General features: G+C 64.5%; 22 protein-coding genes and 1 pseudogene. 8 read left to right on the forward strand and 15 right to left on the reverse strand.

All coding sequences use genetic code 11. From position 1 onward, the window contains the following. Window positions 1–23: 23 nt before the first annotated feature. From era to recO, 3 genes are read left to right on the forward strand one after another with little or no spacing between them, the layout of a single operon-like run. Window positions 24–929 carry a GTPase Era gene (gene era, locus MVC20_RS09980; protein ID WP_297540878.1) on the forward strand — a complete coding sequence of 302 codons (906 nt, stop codon included), beginning with the start codon at window positions 24–26 and terminating at the stop codon, window positions 927–929. 4 nt (window positions 930–933) lie between these two features. Then, window positions 934–1,266 (forward strand): DUF1491 family protein, encoded by a 333-nt coding sequence (locus MVC20_RS09985; RefSeq protein WP_297540880.1) that lies wholly within the window; start codon window positions 934–936, stop codon window positions 1,264–1,266. A gap of 6 nt (window positions 1,267–1,272) precedes the next feature. After that, window positions 1,273–2,007 (forward strand): DNA repair protein RecO, encoded by a 735-nt coding sequence (recO, locus tag MVC20_RS09990; protein ID WP_297540882.1) that lies wholly within the window; start codon window positions 1,273–1,275, stop codon window positions 2,005–2,007. Window positions 2,008–2,148: 141 nt separating this feature from the next. Here the strand turns inward: recO and MVC20_RS09995 are convergent, their stop codons facing one another. Beyond that, window positions 2,149–2,880, reverse strand: coding sequence for a sulfite exporter TauE/SafE family protein (locus MVC20_RS09995; protein WP_297540884.1), 732 nt, complete (start codon window positions 2,878–2,880; stop codon window positions 2,149–2,151). 219 nt (window positions 2,881–3,099) lie between these two features. Between MVC20_RS09995 and MVC20_RS10000 the strand changes: the two genes are divergently transcribed. Next, window positions 3,100–4,788 (forward strand): acyl-CoA dehydrogenase family protein, encoded by a 1,689-nt coding sequence (locus MVC20_RS10000; RefSeq protein ID WP_297540886.1) that lies wholly within the window; start codon window positions 3,100–3,102, stop codon window positions 4,786–4,788. Window positions 4,789–4,994: 206 nt separating this feature from the next. On the opposite strand, the gene MVC20_RS10005 is transcribed toward MVC20_RS10000, so the two are convergent. From MVC20_RS10005 to MVC20_RS10015, 3 genes are all read right to left on the reverse strand, one after another. Further along, window positions 4,995–5,957 (reverse strand): SLAC1 anion channel family protein, encoded by a 963-nt coding sequence (locus MVC20_RS10005; protein ID WP_297540888.1) that lies wholly within the window; start codon window positions 5,955–5,957, stop codon window positions 4,995–4,997. 5 nt (window positions 5,958–5,962) lie between these two features. Beyond that, window positions 5,963–6,661 (reverse strand): fumarylacetoacetate hydrolase family protein, encoded by a 699-nt coding sequence (locus MVC20_RS10010; RefSeq protein WP_297540890.1) that lies wholly within the window; start codon window positions 6,659–6,661, stop codon window positions 5,963–5,965. Between the two features lie 71 nt (window positions 6,662–6,732). After that, entirely contained in the window at window positions 6,733–7,875 is a 1,143-nt protein-coding gene (locus MVC20_RS10015) for an alpha-D-ribose 1-methylphosphonate 5-triphosphate diphosphatase (protein WP_297540892.1), read from the reverse strand. 50 nt (window positions 7,876–7,925) lie between these two features. Here MVC20_RS10015 and MVC20_RS10020 point away from each other — a divergent pair, with 50 nt between their 5' ends. Then, window positions 7,926–8,612: a DUF1045 domain-containing protein gene (locus MVC20_RS10020; protein ID WP_297540894.1), complete on the forward strand. Its 687-nt coding sequence runs from the start codon at window positions 7,926–7,928 to the stop codon at window positions 8,610–8,612. Here MVC20_RS10020 and phnN read toward each other — a convergent pair. From phnN to phnG, 8 genes are read right to left on the reverse strand one after another with little or no spacing between them, the layout of a single operon-like run. Beyond that, window positions 8,594–9,142: a phosphonate metabolism protein/1,5-bisphosphokinase (PRPP-forming) PhnN gene (gene phnN / locus MVC20_RS10025; RefSeq protein ID WP_297540896.1), complete on the reverse strand. Its 549-nt coding sequence runs from the start codon at window positions 9,140–9,142 to the stop codon at window positions 8,594–8,596. The genes MVC20_RS10020 and phnN overlap by 19 nt on opposite strands. Beyond that, complete coding sequence (gene phnL, locus MVC20_RS10030; RefSeq protein WP_297540898.1) at window positions 9,139–9,822, reverse strand: phosphonate C-P lyase system protein PhnL; 684 nt, start codon at window positions 9,820–9,822, stop codon at window positions 9,139–9,141. Before phnL ends, phnN begins: the two co-directional genes overlap by 4 nt. A 21-nt stretch (window positions 9,823–9,843) precedes the next feature. Then, window positions 9,844–10,614: a phosphonate C-P lyase system protein PhnK gene (gene phnK / locus MVC20_RS10035; protein ID WP_297540900.1), complete on the reverse strand. Its 771-nt coding sequence runs from the start codon at window positions 10,612–10,614 to the stop codon at window positions 9,844–9,846. After that, complete coding sequence (locus MVC20_RS10040; RefSeq protein WP_297540902.1) at window positions 10,611–11,480, reverse strand: alpha-D-ribose 1-methylphosphonate 5-phosphate C-P-lyase PhnJ; 870 nt, start codon at window positions 11,478–11,480, stop codon at window positions 10,611–10,613. The genes phnK and MVC20_RS10040 overlap by 4 nt, the downstream gene beginning before the upstream one ends. After that, window positions 11,477–12,079, reverse strand: a complete 603-nt coding sequence (locus MVC20_RS10045; RefSeq protein ID WP_297540904.1) for an HAD family phosphatase — start codon at window positions 12,077–12,079, stop codon at window positions 11,477–11,479. Before MVC20_RS10045 ends, MVC20_RS10040 begins: the two co-directional genes overlap by 4 nt. 31 nt (window positions 12,080–12,110) lie before the next feature. Continuing rightward, window positions 12,111–13,199: a carbon-phosphorus lyase complex subunit PhnI gene (locus tag MVC20_RS10050; RefSeq protein WP_297540906.1), complete on the reverse strand. Its 1,089-nt coding sequence runs from the start codon at window positions 13,197–13,199 to the stop codon at window positions 12,111–12,113. Continuing rightward, window positions 13,200–13,769, reverse strand: coding sequence for a phosphonate C-P lyase system protein PhnH (phnH, locus tag MVC20_RS10055; RefSeq protein WP_297540908.1), 570 nt, complete (start codon window positions 13,767–13,769; stop codon window positions 13,200–13,202). Beyond that, a complete protein-coding gene (phnG, locus tag MVC20_RS10060) occupies window positions 13,769–14,212 on the reverse strand; it encodes a phosphonate C-P lyase system protein PhnG (protein WP_297540910.1) in 444 nt (147 codons plus the stop codon). The genes phnH and phnG overlap by 1 nt, the downstream gene beginning before the upstream one ends. Before the next feature lie 114 nt (window positions 14,213–14,326). On the opposite strand from phnG, the gene phnF reads away from it, so the two are divergent. Then, window positions 14,327–15,046, forward strand: coding sequence for a phosphonate metabolism transcriptional regulator PhnF (gene phnF / locus MVC20_RS10065; RefSeq protein WP_297540912.1), 720 nt, complete (start codon window positions 14,327–14,329; stop codon window positions 15,044–15,046). 129 nt (window positions 15,047–15,175) lie between these two features. Here the strand turns inward: phnF and MVC20_RS10070 are convergent, their stop codons facing one another. From MVC20_RS10070 to MVC20_RS10080, 3 genes and pseudogenes are all read right to left on the reverse strand, one after another. Continuing rightward, complete coding sequence (locus MVC20_RS10070) at window positions 15,176–15,793, reverse strand: chloramphenicol acetyltransferase (protein ID WP_297540914.1); 618 nt, start codon at window positions 15,791–15,793, stop codon at window positions 15,176–15,178. A gap of 186 nt (window positions 15,794–15,979) precedes the next feature. Next, window positions 15,980–16,096: pseudogene (locus MVC20_RS10075) on the reverse strand (DDE-type integrase/transposase/recombinase); the annotation flags it as partial. 74 nt (window positions 16,097–16,170) lie between these two features. Next, complete coding sequence (locus MVC20_RS10080; RefSeq protein WP_297540915.1) at window positions 16,171–17,046, reverse strand: LysR substrate-binding domain-containing protein; 876 nt, start codon at window positions 17,044–17,046, stop codon at window positions 16,171–16,173. A gap of 106 nt (window positions 17,047–17,152) precedes the next feature. On the opposite strand from MVC20_RS10080, the gene MVC20_RS10085 reads away from it, so the two are divergent. Together MVC20_RS10085 and MVC20_RS10090 are read left to right on the forward strand one after the other, a co-directional pair. Next, complete coding sequence (locus MVC20_RS10085) at window positions 17,153–17,569, forward strand: hypothetical protein (RefSeq protein WP_297540917.1); 417 nt, start codon at window positions 17,153–17,155, stop codon at window positions 17,567–17,569. Window positions 17,570–17,739: 170 nt separating this feature from the next. After that, a complete protein-coding gene (locus MVC20_RS10090; RefSeq protein ID WP_297540919.1) occupies window positions 17,740–18,615 on the forward strand; it encodes an amino acid ABC transporter substrate-binding protein in 876 nt (291 codons plus the stop codon). The last annotated feature ends 28 nt before the right edge of the window (window positions 18,616–18,643 follow it).

Raw genomic sequence — 18,643 nt, forward strand, 5'->3', positions numbered from 1 at the left:
TCATAACAGTCGAGACGCCTCCCATGACCACGCGCGCCGGATTCATTGCCCTGATCGGAGAGCCCAACGCGGGCAAATCCACCCTTCTCAACCGCATGGTGGGGGCCAAGGTCAGCATCGTCACCCACAAGGTGCAGACCACCCGTGCGCGCATCCGGGGCGTGGCAATGGAGGGCGAGAGCCAGTTGGTGTTCGTGGACACGCCCGGCCTCTTTCAGCCGCGCCGCAGGCTGGACCGCGCGATGGTCGCGGCCGCTTGGGGGGGGGCATCGGATGCCGATGTGGTGATCCTGCTCATCGAGGCGCATCGCGGTATCACCGAAGGGGTGGAGCGCATCCTTGAAGGGCTGGCGGGGATCGCCAAGGGGCGCAAGGTGGCGCTTGCGATCAACAAGATAGACCGGGTGCAGGCACCGGTTCTGCTGGCCTTGACCAAGGACATGAACGAGCGCTTTGCCTTTGAAAAGACGTTCTTAATTTCCGCCGAGAAGGGGCACGGGGTTGATGATCTGCGGCAATGGCTGGCGGGCGAGTTGCCCGAGGGACCATGGCTTTATCCCGAGGATCAGATCGCCGACCTGCCGATGCGGATGATCGCCGCCGAGATGACCCGGGAAAAGCTGACGCTGCGGTTGCATCAGGAATTGCCCTATCAATTGACCGTCGAAACCGAGAATTGGGAAGAGCGCAAGGATGGCTCTGCGCGGATTGATCAGGTGGTCTATGTGGTGCGCGACGGGCACAAGGGCATCGTTCTGGGCAACAAGGGCGAGACCATCAAGGCCGTCTCCAAGGCCGCGCGTGAGGAGTTGGAAGAATTCCTTGGTCGCCGTATCCATCTGTTTTTGCAGGTAAAAGTGCGAGAGAACTGGCAAGAGGAATCCGAGCGCTATTCCGAGATGGGGCTGGATTTCAAGGACGGGAACTAATCCCATGGCCCGACTGAGTGCGCGCTTTTGGGTGGATGCCTATCTGGCGCGGCTCAGGTTGGTGGATATTCCTGCCTTTGTGGTGGCGCATGGTGACGACACGGGCGGCGCGGTTCTGGTCAAGCTCAACACGCTGGATGGAAAAGCGAAGGTTTTTCAACGCTCTATCGACCTCATGAGTGGCGCGCGGGTCTGGATCACCTTGGCCGAGGGCGCGGAATCCGACGTGGATGCGGCGGTCGCGCGGCAAAAGGGCTATGATCCCGACCTGTGGGTGATCGAGGTGGAGGACCGGGAGGGGCGGCATCTGCTCGATCAGGATGGGTTGGAGGGCTGACGGCCGATGGAATGGCGCGATCAGGGCATTCTTCTGAGCAGCCGCCGACATGGTGAAGCCTCTGTTATCATTGAAGTTTTTACGCCAGAGCGGGGGCGGCATGCCGGGGTGGTGCGCGGCGGGGCGTCGCGCAACATGGCCCCTGTGCTGCAACCGGGGGCGCAACTGGATGTGGAATGGCGCGCGCGGCTGGAGGATCACATCGGCACATTCCGGGTTGAGCCTTTGAAATCAAGGGCTTGGACCATGGGAGACCGGATGGCGCTGGCCGGGTTGAACGCGGTCTGTGCGCTGTTGCTGTTTGTGCTGCCAGAGCGCGAGGCACACGCGGAGCTATACCGCAAGACATTGATATTGCTTGATCTTCTGGATCAGCCCGAGATCTGGACGCTGGCCTATCTCAATTGGGAACTGGCGTTGCTGGACGAGATGGGCTTTGGTCTCGACCTGCGGCGCTGTGCGGTTCTGGGAGAAAAGGCCAATGATCTCAGTTACATATCCCCCAAGACCGGGCGCGCTGTGTCACGTGCGGGGGCGGGGGAGTGGGCGGATCGCCTCTTGCCGCTGCCGCCCTGTCTGATGGGGCATGGTCCGGCGCCCGATGCGGAAATCCTGCAAGGGTTTGAAGTAACGGGACATTTCCTGAAAAACCACCTTGCCCCACAACTGGGCAATCGGCCTCTGCCCGAGGCGCGGGCGCGGTATGTGGCGCGGTTCGCGGCAGAGGTGGCGCGGGGCTGAGCCGCGTGTAAGCTCTGTAAGGTTTACCCCTCGATTTTGTAAGGTCTGAGGCCTGTCACATCGCCCCAGCCTCTACCCCGCCGTGGCGAGGTCCCGGGTCAAGCCCGGGACGGGTGTGATTTCGATGGGGCGCACCACGCCCTAAAGCAGCATCACCCCACGCCGGACGAGATTGAGCCCGGCAATCAGCAGCACCCAGAGCGTGATCTTGCGAAAGGTGGCCTGATCGAACCGGTCCTGAAGGCGAAAACCGATCCAGATCCCGAGGAGCGCCGGGGCGACCATCGCCGCCGAGAGCGGCAGGGTTTCGGCGCGCAACACGCCCGATCCGATATGCGAGCCAAGCAGCACCAGCGCGCCAAGACCGTAGATCACGCCCTGCACGCGCATCTGTTCGGTTTTCTCGGTGCCGCGGGCGATCAGCATGGCGACGGTGGGTGGCCCCCAGATGCCCGAGAGACCGCCAAAGAGACCGGCGAGCGCGCCCATGCCCGCCTCGCCCTTGACCCCCGGCTCTGGCGGCAGGCGCAGACCGCGCCCGAGCAGGGTAGAGGCGGCGTAGAGCGTGATCAGCGGGCCGATGAAGAGCAGCATCGCGGAGGGCGGCAGCACCGGGACCAATTGCGCGGCGCAAACCATGACCAGACCGCCCGCAATGAGAAACACCCGGAAACGGGCGACAGAGCCAAGCGCGGCGCGCGGACCCTGGCGCAGCGCCTGCCACAAGTTGGTGGCCAGTGTCGGCAGGATCAGCCCGGCAAGGGCCAGATCGGGGGGCATCATCGTGCTGAGCCCCGCGATCATGACCGTGGGCATGGCAAAGCCCACCACGCCCTTGACCATGCCGGCACAGACCGCCACGGTTAAGGCCATGGCCCAACCCCAAAGCGGATTCCAGAGAGGGCTTATGTCGAAAAATGCGTCCATTTCGCCTCTTATCATGGCGTTTGGGCGGCTGACCATGGCGTTAGTGCTGCGCTGCAAAAAATCAACGCGTAATTTTCGAACAAAAGCCTGCGACAAAAAGCATAATAGTTGCGCTGCACCTGCATAATGGATAAAAGGCACCAGATCAGGAAAAGGATGCGATTCATGGCACATGACGGACAGGATCTTGCGATGGCACAACCGATCATTCTGGGCGACCTGCTGGCGCTGACGGGTGTGGCTCTGGCCCCGGCCGAGGCGTTGCTGGAGCGGGCTACGGGGGCGGTGCGTGCCATGGTGACGGTCGAGGGCCGTGTGTCGGGGGCGGCGATCGAGGCGCATCAGACGGCGGCGCACGGGCTGGCTTGGCTGGCGACCTATGTCGAATCGCTGCGCCAGATGCAGAACTGGGCGGTGCGGCTCGACGAGAAGGGACAGTTTGGCGAGGTCGAGCAATTGATCCTGCAAATCGCCTATGGGGAATACCTGAGCCAGATCGCGGGCGGCATCCAGATGAACCAGGGCGAGATGGTGCGGCTTCAGGATCTGGGCCTGAGCCCGGATGATGCGCATATGCTGATGGACCCGGCCGCGCAAATGCTGATGCAGGCCGGTAATACCCAAGCGGCGCGGACCCGGTTGGTGGCGTTGATGCAGGAACGTGCCGCCGAGATCACCGTGGGGCGCACGGGGCTGGATGACGAGCTGGAGATGATCCGCGAGCAGTTCCGCCGCTTTTCCGTCGAGAAGGTCGAGCCGCACGCGCATGAGTGGCATCTCAAGGATGAGCTGATCCCGATGGAGATCATCGAGGAACTGGCGGAAATGGGTGTCTTCGGCCTGACCATTCCAGAGGAGTTTGGTGGGTTTGGCCTCAGCAAGGCGTCGATGGTGGTGGTGTCGGAAGAGCTGAGCCGGGGCTATATCGGTGTGGGCTCTCTGGGCACGCGATCCGAGATTGCCGCCGAGTTGATCCTCTGCGGGGGAACCGATGAACAAAAGGCGCAGTGGCTGCCCAAGCTGGCCAGTGCCGAAATCCTGCCGACGGCGGTCTTTACCGAGCCCAATACCGGATCGGATCTGGGCAGTCTGCGCACCCGCGCGGTCAAGGACGAGAATGGCGACTGGAAGGTGACGGGCAACAAGACCTGGATCACCCATGCCGCGCGCACCCATGTGATGACGCTTCTGGCGCGCACCGTGCCTGACACCACCGATCACCGGGGGCTGTCGATGTTTCTGGCCGAGAAGACGCCGGGCACGGATGAGGCCCCGTTCCCGACCCCCGGCATGACCGGCGGCGAGATCGAGGTGTTGGGCTATCGCGGCATGAAGGAATACGAACTTGGCTTCGACAATTTCCATGTGAAGGGTGAGCACCTGTTGGGCGGCGAAGAGGGCAAGGGATTCAAGCAGTTGATGGAGACCTTTGAATCCGCGCGCATTCAGACCGCCGCGCGGGCCGTGGGGGTGGCGCAATCGGCGCTCGATGTGGCGATGCGCTATGCGCAGGACCGCAAGCAGTTCGGTCGCGCGCTGATCGAGTTTCCGCGCGTGTCGGGCAAGCTGGCGATGATGGCGGTCGAAATCATGGTGGCGCGGCAATTGACCTATTTCTCGGCCTGGGAAAAGGATCACGGGCGGCGCTGTGACCTGGAGGCGGGGATGGCCAAGCTGCTGGGTGCGCGCGTGGCGTGGGCGGCGGCGGATAACGGGTTGCAGATCCATGGTGGCAACGGCTTTGCGCTGGAATACACGATCAGCCGGATTCTCTGCGATGCGCGGATTTTGAACATCTTTGAGGGGGCGGCCGAGATTCAGGCGCAGGTGATCGCCCGGCGGCTGTTGGGGTGAGGATGAGCTGAGATTAGCCGTGATTGACTAATTAGTCATCTGTGCCTCAAGGAGCGCGGCGCGGATGATTTATGGAGCACTTTGCGTCTGATCGTGGTCACGTCGCCCCTGCCCCCGTGACGGGGCCTTCACGTCGCCTCGGCGAGGTCCCGGGTCAAGCCCGGGACGGGTGTGGTTTTGATGAGACGCAACACGCCTCGGCCATGTCAATCCGGCTGAAAGATCGCATCCGCGCGCAGCGCCTTGAGCGTGCGCCACAAGAGCCCGCCAATGATCACGCAGAGGGCACCAAGCAGGGCAAGGCCGATCAGGCGATGCCCCGGTGATCCTGCCGCCTCGGCATAGGTGAAACTGGCGATGGTGACGCCCGCCATGGGAAAGCTGAGGGCCCAGAAGCTGAGGGAGAACCGCAATTTCAAGAGCCGGGGCAGTTGCACCGCGACAATCAGCGTAAAGAGATAGGCGCAATTGAGCAGCACATGGGCGAAGGCATCGACCCCGCCCACCAATTGCACCCAGGCGAGAAAGCCCACCGAGGGCGGCGCGATCAGGATCACGAGCGAGGGTTGCAGGCGTTCGGGCAGGGGATCGTGAAAGATCAGCCGGTTCATCACCAGCGTGAGCAGGACAATCCAGAAGATGAGGCCGACACTGGTGAAGAACCAGCTTATTTCCGGGTAGCCGAGCGGCACGCCCCCGATGGCCACGATCACATTGCCCACCGCCGGGATGAACCATGCCGGTGAGAGGTGGCCGTGTTGAAAGGCGCGCGCGCTGATCCAGCCGCTGACCACCGCGAGGGTGAGGACCAGTTGCATCGGCACGGCGATCAGCCACATGACATGGGCGATCGCGGGTGCGGGGGCGAGCATGACGATGGACATCAGCACGAGCGCGATGGAAATCGCCGGGAAGAAGGCGAGTTTCACCGGGTGCCGCCATTCGGCGGCGACGGCGGCGGGGTGGCGGATCGCCTTGGCGAGATAGCCGAGCGCCACGGCGGCAAAGACCGCCATGGTCAGCCCATGCGCGGCCCAGGAGATGGCATGGCCCAGCCCGAGGGCCGCTTCGCCCGCGCGCAGCGCGAGGGTAAAGCCGCAGAGGCCCATCACCACGGTAAAGAGTGTCACCGGCACGAATTGCAGGCGGCCTTGGGCCGGGTCGGTCATCGGGGCTACTCTGCGTCGGTGATGGTCAGGTGCAGGGGGCTGAGCCCGTCGATTTCACCCAGGAGCGTATTGCCGGGTTGCACGGGGCCAACGCCCGCAGGCGTGCCGGTATAGATCAGGTCGCCGGGGGCGAGGTGGTAAAAGCGCGACAGATGCGCGATGATTTCGGGCACGGACCAGATCATGTCGGCGAGCGTCGCCTCTTGCACGGTGCGCCCGTCCACCGAGAGGCGGATGCTTTGGTCCGCGATGTCGCCGAACTCGGACTTGGGGGTCAGCGGGGCGATGATCGAGGCGTTTTCGAAATCCTTGCCGATGTCCCAGGGGCGGCGCTTTTCCTTGGCCACGCCTTGCAGGTCGCGGCGGGTGAGGTCGATGCCGCAGGCATAGCCGTAGACCGTATCCATCGCCTCGGCCACGCTGACGCGGAAGGCGGGGGCGCTGAGGGCCACGACGAATTCCATCTCGTAGTGGCAATCCGAGGTTTCCAGCGGATAGGGGATGCTGGCGCCACTGAGGCAGAGGGTTTGCGGGGCCTTGTTGAAGTAGAAGGGCGCTTCGCGGTCCACCTCGTTGCCCATTTCAAGCGCATGGGCGGCGTAGTTGCGCCCGACGCAGAAGATGCGCTGCACCGGATAGCCCAGGTCCGTGCCGGAGATCGGCACGAGGGGCGGCTGGGGCAGGTTAAAGAGCGGTTGGGTCATCGGGGCCTCCGGGGCAAGCGATTGAATTCGCGCCTCTTATGCGCCCCGATTTGGCCCTTGTCAAAGCGGGGTCAGGCGACGCGGCGGCCCTGTGACCAGACACCGCGCAGCGCCGGTGCGCCGCCACGCAGGCGAAAGCGGATGAGGTCGGCACGGGCGTCCACAGCCAGTTGACCACGATCCGACAGGCCCACGGCACGGGCGGGATTGGCGGTGACCGTGGCCAGACCGCGCGCCATGTCGCCCCAGCGCGTGCCCAGTTGCACCGCGCTCAGGAGAAGGGCCGAGGGCACGTAATCGGACGAGAGAATATCGAGGTAGCCCAGATCGGCCAGCTCGGCGGCGGCGACATTGCCCGAGTGCGAGCCGCCCCGGATGAGATTGGGCGCGCCCATGATGACGCTGATGGTGTGGGCATGGCAGGCGCGCGCGGCCTCGACCGTTGTGGGAAACTCGGCCAGGCGGATGCCATAGCCGCTGGATACCGCCACCTGTTCGGCGGTCGTGTCGTCATGGCTGGCCAGCACCGCGCCGTAGCGGGCGGCATGGGCCACGGCGGCGGCCTCGTGGCGGGCGCCATTGGCGGCGCGCAGGGCCTGAAGCTGGGCCACGTGTTCGGCAAATTCCGCGTCCGAGAGCGCGTGTTTGCCCTTCACATAGGCTTCGAGCTTTGTCAGGTCGCGGAATTGGCGCTGCCCCGGCGTATGGTCCATCAGGCTGACGATGCCGACGCGGTCCTCGGGGCCGAATTCCTCCATTTCCTCTTCCAGCGTTTCCGAACAGACCTCGGCGCGCAGGTGCAGGAAATGGCTGATCTTGAGCGCATCCTCGGCGCGCAGGCTGAGAAGCTCGTTGGCGAGACCGCGCGCATATTTACCGTAGCGCCCGACGCCGGTCGGGATCGAGCCCACGCGCATGGCGTCGAAAACCGTGGTGATGCCCACACTGGCCAATTCCGCATCATGGGCGAGGATCGCGGCGTTATGCGGCCAGTCGACCTTGGGGCGGGGTTGGATGTGTCGCTCCAGATTGTCGGTATGCAGCTCGATGAGGCCAGGGGCGAGGTAATCGCCGTCGCAATCGACCGCGCCGGGGGGCAGGGCCGCGCCGCTGTCGATGGCGGTGATCCTGCCACCTTTGAGGTGCAGCGCGCCGCGGATCACCTCGTTGGGCAGAACAAGGAGGGCATTGGCGAGTATGATGTCTTCTGTCATTGGGATGTCACGCTTTCCTGGCACGTCACGGCAACCCGACGAGAGAGATCATGGATTTTCACCGCTACGCTGTTTATTTCACGCCCCCCGAGGGGGGCTTTGCCGCGCTTGGTGCGGCGTGGTTGGGATGGGATGCGGCACAGGGCCGTGCCGTGGCGCATCCGGATGTTTCGGGCCTGCCCGCGCCCGTGGCCGAGATCACCGAGACCCCGCGCAAATACGGGCTGCATGCGACGATCAAGCCGCCCTTCGCCCTGGCGGAGGGGCGGGCAGAGGCCGGTTTGATCGCGGCCTTCGAGCGGTTCTGCGCAGGCGAGGCGGCGGTCACGCTGGAGGGGCTGCAGATCGCGGCGCTGGGCCGGTTTCTGGCGCTGGTGCCGGTGGGGGATCAGGGCGCATTGCACGCCCTGGCCGCGCGGGCCGTGGCGGCGTTCGAGCCGTGGCGCGCGCCCCTGAGCGAGGCGCAAGTGGCGCGGCGACGGGCGGGGGGGCTGACCCCCGCGCAAGACGCGCTCTTGCTGCGCTGGGGCTATCCCTATGTGATGGAGGAATTCCGCTTTCACATCACGCTCACGGGCAAGCGGCCCAAGGGCGAATTGCCGGGGATCACGGCGGCGCTGGAGGGGCTGTTGCTGCCCGTGCTGCCGCGCCCCTATGAAATCGACGCGCTGTCGCTGATGGGCGAGGATGCGGCGGGGCGGTTTCATCTGATCCACCGTCAGACCCTCACCGCATAAATGGATTTGAGCGCCGACTTGGTCAGTCGGGGCAGGGGCGCGTCGGTGTCGAGGGTCACGATCGGGCCGACCCCCTCGGGCAGGGCCAGATCGGCGCCGGTCAGGCGTTCGGCGATGTCCTGTGGGGTTTCGCGCCCGCGCGCGGCAAGGCGGGCGGCCAGAACCTGCGGCGTGGCGGTCAGGTGCAGGATGACGAAGGGCTGAAACCTCGCCTGCGCCTGCTCCAGGACGCCGCGCGAGAGGTTCACGAGCAGGTCGCGCCCCGCCGCCAGATCAAGACAGATGCCCACCGGCACACCGTAGCGCAGCCCGTGCGCCCGCCAGTGGAGCGAGAAGCCCCCTTCCTTGAGGCGGGCGTCGAATTCGGTCTCGCTTACTGCCTCGTGGCCTTCGCCCTCGGGGTCGGGGGCGCGGGTGATGACACGGCGCACGCGGCGCAGGCCGGGACGCTCTGCGATCATGGCGCGCATCAGCGTGTCCTTGCCCACGCCCGAGGGGCCGACCACGGCGATGAGGCGGCCGCGCGTCATGCCGCGCGCGCCGGGGTAAAGGCGGTCACGTCCACCTCTCGGTCGCAGACGCGGGCGCGGGCGGCCTCGTCGTGGAAGATGCCGATGATCGCCGCGCCACGCGCCTTGGCCTCTTCGATCAGGGTCAGCACCACCTCGCGGTTGGTGGCGTCAAGGCTTGCGGTGGGCTCATCGAGCAGGAGCGCGGGAAAGGCATGGGCAAAGCCGCGCGCGATGTTGACGCGCTGTTGCTCGCCGCCCGAAAAGGTCGTGGGGCTGAGCGACCAGAGCCGTTCGGGGATGTTGAGGCGCGCGAGCAGCGCCTCGGCGCGCGCGAGGGCCGCCTCGCGTGGGGTGCCAAGGATCAGGAGCGGTTCGGCCACCACGTCGCGGGTGGGCACGCGCGGGACGACGCGCAGGAACTGGCTGACATAGCCCAGGGTATGACGGCGCAACTGGATGATGTCGCGCGGCGCGGCGCGGGCGACATCGGTCTCACCCACGAGGATGCGGCCCGCATTGGCGCGGTAGTTGCCATAGATCATCCGCATCAGGGTGGATTTGCCCGCGCCGGAAGAGCCGGTCAGCGCCACGCAGTCGCCGGGGCCGACGTGCAGATGTGCGCCCGCCATCACCGGGATGACCGCGCCGCCCTGATTGTGCAGGGTGAAGCTCTTGCTCAGGTTTTCGATCTCGATCATGGCTTGCGTCCCTTTCATCGGTCAGACCTGCAACACGCTGGAGACAAGCAATTGCGTGTAGCCGTGTTGCGGATCGTCGAGCACCTGATCGGTCAGCCCGTCCTCGACCACGCGGCCATCCTTCATCACCATCAGCCGGTCGGCGAGCAGGCGCACGACGGCCAGATCATGCGTGACGATAATGGCCGAGAGGCCCATTTCGCGCACAAGCCCGCGCAGGAGATCGAGAAGCCGCGCCTGAACACTGACATCAAGCCCGCCGGTCGGTTCGTCCATGAACACAAGGCGCGGGCCGGTCACGAGGTTGCGGGCGATTTGCAGGCGCTGCTGCATGCCGCCTGAAAACGCCTGCGGTTTGTCATCGACACGATCGGCGGCAATCTCGACCCGGCCAAGCCAATCAATCGCCTGTTCGCGGATATGCCCGTAATGCCGCGCGCCCACGGCCATCAGCCGCTCGCCCACATTGCCGCCTGCACTTACCCCCATGCGCAGCCCGTCGCGGGCATGTTGATGGACAAAGGCCCAATCGGTGCGCATGAGCATCCGGCGTTCGGGTTCGGACATGGTGAGCGTGTCGCGCGGACCCTGGCCGCGCGTGTCAAAGATCACCTCGCCCCGGTCTGGGGGCAGATGCCCGGCAAGGCAGGACAGAAGCGTGGATTTGCCTGAGCCGCTTTCGCCCACGATGCCCATCACCTCGCCGGGCCAGAGATCGAAACTGACGCCTTCGCAGCCGCGGCGGGGGCCGTAGAACTTGGCAAGATCGTGAACCTGCAAGAGGGGGGTCATGCTGTGGCCTCTTCATAGGGGGCGCCCTGGGCGCCGATATGGCCCGCCGCGCGCCGCGCGCGGCAATAATCGGTGTCGGAGCAGACGAACATGCGCCCGCCCGCGTCATCCGTGATCACCTCGTCGAGATAGCTGTCGTCGGCGCCGCAGAGGTCGCAATCGTGATCGGCCTTGCTGGCCTCGAACGGGTGATCCTCGAAATCCAGGCTGACGACCCGGGTATAGGGGGGCAGGGCATAGATGCGCTGTTCGCGCCCCGCGCCGAAAAGCTGGATCGCGGCCATGCTGAGTTTCGGGTTGTCGAATTTGGGGATCGGGGAGGGGTCCATCACATAGCGCCCCTCGACCTTGACCGGATAGGCATAGGCGGTGGCGATTGCGCCATGCTGGCTGATGTCCTCATAGAGTTTCACATGCATGAGGCCGTATTCCTCGAGCGCGTGCATCTTGCGGGTTTCGACCTCGGAGGGTTCGAGGAACCGCAGCGGTTCGGGGATCGGCACCTGGTAGACAAGGATCTGATCCTCGGTCAGCGGTTCCTCGGGGATGCGGTGGCGGGTCTGGATGAGGCTGGCGCGGGCGGTTTCCTCGGTCGTGGCGACCTGCGCGGTCTTTTCAAAGAATTTGCGGATCGAGACCGCGTTGGTGGTGTCATCCGCGCCCTGGTCGATCACCTTGAGCGTATCGCCGGGTGTCAGGCAGGCGGCAGAGACCTGCACGCCGCCCGTGCCCCAGCCATAGGGCATCGGCATTTCGCGGCTGGCAAAGGGCACCTGATAGCCGGGGATCGCGAGCGCCTTGAGAATGGCGCGGCGGATCATGCGCTTGGTCTGCTCGTCGAGATAGGCAAAGTTGTAATCGCTCATAATAGCCCCCGGTCGCGCAGGTCGGCATTGAGGGCCTCTGGCCCGGTGAAGTGATGCGCCTGCCAGCCTGCGGCGCGGGCACCCGTCACGTTGTCGGCGCTGTCGTCGATGAAATAGCAGTGCTCTGGCGCGGCATTGGCCCGGGTGCAGAGGAGATCAAAGATCGCGCGCTCGGGTTTGGCCATGTTCTCGTGCCCAGACACGACGATGCCCTCGAACAGCGCGGGCAGTTCGGGATGCAGTTGCAGCGCCTGCGGCCAGGTATCGGCCGAGAAATTGGTGAGCGCCCAGAGGCGGTGGCCGCTGTCCTTGAGCGCGGCGGCGATGTCCCATGACCCTTGGATGCGGTTCTGGATGGTCAGGCCGAAGCGGTCGAAATAGCCGTCCATGAGGTCTGCATGGTGTGGCCAGCGGGCGGCAATCGCCGCCACCGCCTCGGGCCGGCTCCGGCCCCGGTCCTGTTCATAATTCCAGTCGTAGAAACCGACCTCTGCCAGCAGCGCGTCAATCTCGGCGTCGCTGCCGATGGCATGGCGAAAGGCCGCCTGCGGGTCCCAGCGCAAGAGGACATTGCCGATGTCAAAGACGATGAGGGTCATGGGCGCGCCTGTTTCTTTATGGCGAAAATACTCATTCCGCCGCCTCCCGGTGGGCTGCGCCCTCGGCCTCGCGGCGGAGTTTGCGCACCAGTTCGAGTTCGGACTGGAAATCGACGTAATGCGGCAGTTTGATATGTTCGAGAAAGCCGGTGGCCTGAATGTTGTCGGCATGCATGAGGACGAATTCCTCGTCCTGTGCGGGGGCGCCCTGGTCTTCTTCGCCCAGTTCCCGCCAGCGCAGCGCGCGGTCCACCAGCGCCATGGCGATGGCCTTGCGCTCGGTCTGGCCAAAGACCAGCCCATAGCCACGGGTGAATTGCGGCGGTTCGGTTTTCGAGCCGGTGAACTGGTTGACGGTTTCGCATTCGGTGAGGGTGATTTCGCCCAACTCGATCGCAAAGCCCAGTTCGGGGATGTCCATTTCCACCGCCACGGCGCCGATCCTGAGTTCCCCCACAAAGGCGTGGTTGCGGGCATAGCCGCGCTGGGTGGAATAGGCGAGCGAGAGGATGAACCCCTCATCGCCGCGCGTGAGCGCCTGAAGCCGCAGGGCGCGGTCTGCGGGCAATTGCATCGGTTCGCGGGTGAGGTCGGGGGGCGTCTCGTCGCTGCCGGGTTCCTGCTGGATCAGCCCCTCGCGGTCGAGATAGCCCATGATATGCGGCGTGGGGCCGGGGGCGGGCGTGGCGGTCGGCGCTTGGGGTGTTTCGCCCTCTGCCGCGAGTTTGAAATCCAGCAAGCGATGCGTGTAGTCAAAGGTCGGGCCCAGCACCTGACCGCCCGGCGCGTCCTTGAACGTGGCCGAAATGCGCCGGTCGCAGCGCATGGCGGCGGTGTTCACCGGATGCGACGCGCCAAAGCGGGGCAGGGTGGTGCGATAGGCGCGGATGAGAAAGATCGCCTCGATCAGGTCGCCGCGCGCCTGTTTGATGGCGAGTGCGGCGAGGTCGGGATCGTAGAGCGAGCCTTCGGCCATGACGCGGTTGACGGCGAGGCTGAGCTGTTCGCGGATCTGCGCCACGCTGAGGTTTGCCACGCCCGTATCGCCGCGCCGCTCTTCGGCGAGCCAGGCGTGGGCATTGTCGATGGCGCGTTCGCCGCCTTTGACTGCGACATACATCTATTGGGCCTCCACGCGGGTTGAGCGCGGCAGGGCCGCGAGGTGATCGCCAGCGGTAAAGAGGAAATCCAGCCCCAAGGGATAGAGCGCCGCGTTGCGTTGAAAGGCGGCGCTTTCGGGCAGCGAGAGGGCGGCGGCGGTTTCGATCCCCGGCCCGGCGAGGCGCGCGCCGGTTTGCGTGATCTGCGGCATCTCGACAATCAGGGTGGTGGAGCGGTCGGGATATTGCGCGCTGCCGATGGGATAGTCGGTGAGGGGCAAGAGCGCCTGCCAGGAGCCGAGCGCAAAGCTGGCGCTGGCGCGGGCGACCAGCGGCGCGCCGGTGTGAAAGGTGATCCAGTCGCGCACAGCCGGGGTATCGGCCGCCCCCGCCAGATGCAGGGGCGTTTCGGGATCGCAAAGCGTCAGGATCACGGCGCCGGCGGCAGGTGAGAGCGGCAGCGGCGGCCGTGCCCCGGTGATCCGTTCGACGGTGCCGGGGCGGGCCATGGCGCGCATCACCGCGCGAAACGCCTCGGCGGCTTGGGTCGGGGCGGTGGTAAAGCCGCCGGTCAGGGCTTCGGTCTGCATCAATCCTCTCCTCGTACGAGGGTGAAGAAATCCACCTTGGTCGCGGCGGCGCGGGTGGCGCGGGCGGTGTGGCGGGCGGTCTCGGCCTCGGTCAAAGGGTTCAGAATCATGGTGCGGACCCTCTCTGCCTCGGCCCCTTGCATCAGCGCGTCGATCAAGGCGGCTTGCGTCGCGTGACGCTTGTCACGGCCCTGCACATAGCCGTGACCGACCCGGCCATCGCCCAGCTGCAGCGCGCAGCGGGTAACGGTCATTTCGCCAAGGTTGAAGGCGGCCCCGGTGGCCCCGGCGCGCCCCCGCACCATGACGCCGCCCACCTCGGGGGCGCGCAGATAGGCGTGATCGGGGGTCAGCCCGGTGTCAGACCAGAGCCGGTGCAGATCCTCGGCCGGGGCGCGCGCCAAGAGGCCCATCCAGCCCTTGCGTTCGGTTTCTGTGCTCATGCGGACACCTTGTTGGACATCTTGCGAAGTTGTCGGAGATACTATACAACTAGACAAATCTATACGCGAAACCCCGCCCCCTAGCAAGGCCGCAACAGGTGAAACTTCTGTGACATGAGCCGAGAAAAATCTGACGCCCTGTGGCGCGCGATCCATGACAACCTGAGCGATGACATCGCGGCGGGGCGCTATGGCCCCGGAGACAAGCTGCCGACCGAGGCGGCGCTCTCCGCGCGATTCGGGGTCAATCGTCATACGGTGCGGCGCGCGCTTGCAGCCCTGGCCGAGGCGGGGGCGATCTTTACCCGGCGCGGGGCTGGGGCCTTTGTGGCGCATCGCCCGACCGAGTATCCGATTGGCCGGCGGGTGCGGTTTCACCAGAATCTGCAGGCCGCCGGGCGCTTGCCGACCAAGGAGATTCTCGCGCTTGAGACCCGCAGTGCCGATGCCGCCGAGGCCGAGGCGCTGCGGCTGGTTCCAGGGGCGATGGTGCATGTCTGTGACGGGGTGTCGCTGGCGGATGGCGTGCCGGTGGCGGTGTTTCGCAGCACATTCCCGGCCGCGCGGTTCCCCGGCCTGCCCGAGGCGCTGAGGCGGCTGAGATCGGTGACGGCGGCGCTGGCCGCGCAGGGGGTGGCGGATTTCACCCGCGCCTCGACCCGGCTCAACGCGAAACTGGCCAGCCCGACGCAGGCGGTGCATCTGAACCTCAGCCCCGGCGCGCCGATCCTGCGCACCCTCGCGGTCAATGTCGATCCCGAGGGGCGGCCCATCGAATATGGGCGCACCTGGTTTGCCGGGGATCGGATCACGCTGACACTGGCGGAGAGCTGAAAAACCGCCCGTCTTGTCACGGTCCTGTCACACCCGGTGCCTATCAGCGGGGCATATTCCGACTGCCGTTTCAATCCATCATTTCAGCATCCAGCGGGCGGCCCTTTGTGGCCGCCTTTTTTCTTGTGCTCAGCCGCCGTGCTTTTCGAGAAACGCCTCGGCGCTCAGGCTGCGGAAATCATCCAGGGTTTCCCGCAGGCGGGCGTGATCCCAGTCCCACCACGCCAGCGCCATCATGCGTTCTGCCACCGCAGGGGCGAGGCGCGGGCGCAGCGGCTGGGCGGGCACGCCCGCGACGATGGTATAGGGGGCCACGTCATGCGTGACCACGGCCCCTGCGGCAATCACCGCGCCATGGCCCACGGTGATCTCGGGTTTGACTTGCGCATTATGGCCAATCCAGGTGTCATGGCCGATGCGCGCCACACGCGCGCGGCGTTTGTCGAACCAGAGCGCATCATCGGCGGCATCGTCCCAATAGCTGGCCGAGCGATAGAGAAAATGATGCAGGCTGGCGCGGTCGAGCGGGTGATCGGTGGCGCCAATGCGCACGAAGCTGGCGATATTGGCGAATTTACCGATCTCGGCATTGGCGAGGTCGCAATATCGGTCGCAATAGGAATAATCCCCCATCGCCACATGCGCGAGGCGGCTGCCGCGCCCGACCTCTGTGTAGATGCCGAATTCGCAATCGGTGATGTCGCACTCGGGGTGGATCAGGGCCTCGTCGGCCTGCAATCGGGGCATCGCGTGTTCCTTAAGGGTTTCGGGTCTCTGGTGGGAGTGCTGTTAGCAGATAAAGTTATTAGTTTTATGGTGCTGCGGTGGTCTCGATACAGAAATCCACTTTCCCCCCATGCTTTCTGGTGGTCCTGGAAACATGGCTGTCGGTCACGACCGTCAGTGGATGGCATGGGTGTCAGGTTTCCTGGGTTTGTCGCAGAAAGCCTGTATCGCATGGGCATTTCGCTTCGCGGTCAGGCGAAAATCAATCAACTGCCCAAACGGATCCACCGCTTTCCACAGGTAGCGCCATCGCCTGCCAACTCTTGTCCTTGCGGTGAACTTTGCGCTCGCGCTGGCACGCGCCGGTTTTGTCAGGGTGTTGGAGCGGGTCCGCGGCATTACTCTCGCAGGTCACACAGTTGCATGGAGACTGGATCGGTTGGTCGGGCAAAGAGCGATATTCTGAGCGGCAATGTTTCGGTATCTTCGTTGCACACGATCAGCGCCCCGCTCTGAACTTCGCGATAAACGAGGCTCATGGGAAGCCATGCTTGCGCGAATCCCATCAGGACCATTTCCTTGATCCCGACGGTGAACGCGCTCTCGGCAAAGATTGTCCCTGTATGGCGGGAATAAGAGGTGCTCGCCCCCGCAAGCATTTCGGCGAAGAAGCTGCCGGGGGGGTAGCGGATCATCGGCGTATCCGGCGGAGTGATCCCCGTGGGACCCAAGGCATAGCGCAGCGGGCCGCCAACCACAGGGACGAGCCGGTCCCGCCCCCAAGTCGCACGGACAATACTGTCGTCAAAGGGCATCGGGGCACCGCCATCACGCTCGTAGCACATCAAGAGAGAGGCCTCGCCGCTCAGGAAAAGCGAGATGCAGTCATTGTGGTTCGCGGCCCTGAGGCGAAATTCGACACCTTGGTGCTCTGCGCACGCACCGGCTGCGAAATCAGGAAAGATCGAAACGATCAGGGAATGCTGTGCCGCGACGGTCACGGTCGATCTGCCGGGGTCATATCCGGCGATCCGCTGGCGAAATGCCCGAAAATGACCGGCCAGGGCCTGAAGCTCGGTTGTGTTTTCGGACAGTGCCGGTTCGATGTCCACGCGATTGGCCGCACGTTTGACGATCGGACGCCCCAGCCAGTGCTCGAAGCTCTGAATCCGCCGTGAAAAGGCCGGTTGCGTGATGTTCCGGCGCTGCGCGGCACGGCTCATGTTGCCCTCTTCCAAAAGCACGAGAACGTCGTCGAAGATACTCAGGTCCATTAAGCCTCCTTTACTCATACTTTTAGTATGAGCAGCCTAAGAAAATAGCATTTTCCAATTGGATGAAAGGGCGTTTAGCCTTGGTTTGATATTGGGTGAGGGATTGATGGACGAAGCAGGTATTTCCGCGACGGTTCAGCAAAGCCAGTTGCGCGCTTGGCCGTCTGCTGCGCGCGGACAAAGCGTGGCGCGGGCGCTTGCCGCTTTTCCGAGGGCGCGTTTTGGGCATTTCCCGACATCGTTCAAACCCATTAACCGGCTGACCGAGCATTTGGGCGGTCTCCGCATCCGGGTAAAGAGCGACGTGTGCACCGGCCTGTCGTCAGGCGGAGACAAGACGCGCACGCCCGAAATCCTGATGGCCGATGCGTTGGGACAGGGCGCGGATACGATCATCACCCAAGGGGCCACGCACACCGCGCGGGCGCGTGCATCGCAACTGAAGCGGTTGTGCGGCGGGACGGTGTCCGGGCCAATCGCGATGACCCGGGGGCGGGCGATGACAGTCCCACCCAAGGCATGAACCAGATCGTCCGGCATTTGGCACAGATCGTGGGGCTGCTGTTCGATCCGGTCTATTCCGGCAAGGCGCTTGACGGGCGGATGTGCCGCGCAACTGGGATACCCCGACGCGACTGATCCACCGGGCCACCAGATAAATCAACCACCAACGAAAAGAGGGAGAACATGACCATGGACTTCAAATTTGCGCGCCGCATGCTTGCCATTGCGGCTATAACGACGGGGCTCGGCCCGGCCGCGCTCTGGGCGCAGGACCTGACGGGAACGCTCGCCAAGATCAATGACAGCGGAGAAATCGTGATCGGCCACCGCGAAAGCTCGGTGCCATTTTCCTATCTGAATGATCAACAGCAGCCCGAGGGCTATTCCATCGACCTCTGCATGAAGGTGGTCGAAGAGGTCGAGAAAACGCTCGGCAAGGAGATCGAGGTCCGCTATGTGCCCGTCAATCCCAAGACGCGCATCGCCCTCATGGCGAATGGCACGATTGATCTGGAATGTGGTTCCACCACCAACAACCTGACGCGCCAGCAGCAGGTGGAATATCTGCCCGTAACCTTCGTGACCGGGACCAAAATCCTGACCCGCAAGGATTCAGGCATCACCTCGGTTGCCGACCTTGATGGCAAGGCCATTGCATTGGCCCAAGGCACAACCAACGAACGCGCCGTCATGGCGGCGGTCGACGCTCTGGGGCTTGATGTAAAGATCCTGCCGGTGCGCGATCACGCCGAAGGCATGCTCTCGCTCGAGACCGACCGGGTTGACGCCTATTCCACGGACCACATCCTGCTGCACGGCCTGATTGCCAAGTCGAAGACACCGGATGAATTTGCCGTTGTCGGGGATTTCCTGTCCTTCGATCCCTATGCCCTGATGGTCCGTCGGGATGACAGCGCCTTTGAGCTTGTGGGCAAGACCGCCCTGGCCAACGTGTTCCGCTCCGGCGAAATTGACCAGATCTATGCAAAGTGGTTCGATCCGCTTGGCGTGCCGGCCGACCCGCTCCTGAAGGCTGCATTCCAGCTTGGTGCCCTGCCGGAATGACAGGCTCGCGGCCCGCGCGTGACAGGGC

This window comes from Roseovarius sp. (assembly GCF_027019125.1).
Classification (GTDB): Bacteria; Pseudomonadota; Alphaproteobacteria; order Rhodobacterales; family Rhodobacteraceae; genus Roseovarius.

What these genes read in the sequence shown, in the direction of transcription:
- era (WP_297540878.1), top strand. Translation starts at nt 24, where the DNA reads ATGACCACGCGCGCCGGATTCATTGCCCTGATCGGAGAGCCCAACGCG.
- MVC20_RS09985 (WP_297540880.1), top strand. Translation starts at nt 934, where the DNA reads ATGGCCCGACTGAGTGCGCGCTTTTGGGTGGATGCCTATCTGGCGCGG.
- recO (WP_297540882.1), top strand. Translation starts at nt 1,273, where the DNA reads ATGGAATGGCGCGATCAGGGCATTCTTCTGAGCAGCCGCCGACATGGT.
- MVC20_RS09995 (WP_297540884.1), bottom strand. Translation starts at nt 2,880, where the DNA reads ATGGCCTTAACCGTGGCGGTCTGTGCCGGCATGGTCAAGGGCGTGGTG.
- MVC20_RS10000 (WP_297540886.1), top strand. Translation starts at nt 3,100, where the DNA reads ATGGCACATGACGGACAGGATCTTGCGATGGCACAACCGATCATTCTG.
- MVC20_RS10005 (WP_297540888.1), bottom strand. Translation starts at nt 5,957, where the DNA reads ATGACCGACCCGGCCCAAGGCCGCCTGCAATTCGTGCCGGTGACACTC.
- MVC20_RS10010 (WP_297540890.1), bottom strand. Translation starts at nt 6,661, where the DNA reads ATGACCCAACCGCTCTTTAACCTGCCCCAGCCGCCCCTCGTGCCGATC.
- MVC20_RS10015 (WP_297540892.1), bottom strand. Translation starts at nt 7,875, where the DNA reads ATGACAGAAGACATCATACTCGCCAATGCCCTCCTTGTTCTGCCCAAC.
- MVC20_RS10020 (WP_297540894.1), top strand. Translation starts at nt 7,926, where the DNA reads ATGGATTTTCACCGCTACGCTGTTTATTTCACGCCCCCCGAGGGGGGC.
- phnN (WP_297540896.1), bottom strand. Translation starts at nt 9,142, where the DNA reads ATGACGCGCGGCCGCCTCATCGCCGTGGTCGGCCCCTCGGGCGTGGGC.
- phnL (WP_297540898.1), bottom strand. Translation starts at nt 9,822, where the DNA reads ATGATCGAGATCGAAAACCTGAGCAAGAGCTTCACCCTGCACAATCAG.
- phnK (WP_297540900.1), bottom strand. Translation starts at nt 10,614, where the DNA reads ATGACCCCCCTCTTGCAGGTTCACGATCTTGCCAAGTTCTACGGCCCC.
- MVC20_RS10040 (WP_297540902.1), bottom strand. Translation starts at nt 11,480, where the DNA reads ATGAGCGATTACAACTTTGCCTATCTCGACGAGCAGACCAAGCGCATG.
- MVC20_RS10045 (WP_297540904.1), bottom strand. Translation starts at nt 12,079, where the DNA reads ATGACCCTCATCGTCTTTGACATCGGCAATGTCCTCTTGCGCTGGGAC.
- MVC20_RS10050 (WP_297540906.1), bottom strand. Translation starts at nt 13,199, where the DNA reads ATGTATGTCGCAGTCAAAGGCGGCGAACGCGCCATCGACAATGCCCAC.
- phnH (WP_297540908.1), bottom strand. Translation starts at nt 13,769, where the DNA reads ATGCAGACCGAAGCCCTGACCGGCGGCTTTACCACCGCCCCGACCCAA.
- phnG (WP_297540910.1), bottom strand. Translation starts at nt 14,212, where the DNA reads ATGAGCACAGAAACCGAACGCAAGGGCTGGATGGGCCTCTTGGCGCGC.
- phnF (WP_297540912.1), top strand. Translation starts at nt 14,327, where the DNA reads ATGAGCCGAGAAAAATCTGACGCCCTGTGGCGCGCGATCCATGACAAC.
- MVC20_RS10070 (WP_297540914.1), bottom strand. Translation starts at nt 15,793, where the DNA reads ATGCCCCGATTGCAGGCCGACGAGGCCCTGATCCACCCCGAGTGCGAC.
- MVC20_RS10080 (WP_297540915.1), bottom strand. Translation starts at nt 17,046, where the DNA reads ATGGACCTGAGTATCTTCGACGACGTTCTCGTGCTTTTGGAAGAGGGC.
- MVC20_RS10085 (WP_297540917.1), top strand. Translation starts at nt 17,153, where the DNA reads ATGGACGAAGCAGGTATTTCCGCGACGGTTCAGCAAAGCCAGTTGCGC.
- MVC20_RS10090 (WP_297540919.1), top strand. Translation starts at nt 17,740, where the DNA reads ATGGACTTCAAATTTGCGCGCCGCATGCTTGCCATTGCGGCTATAACG.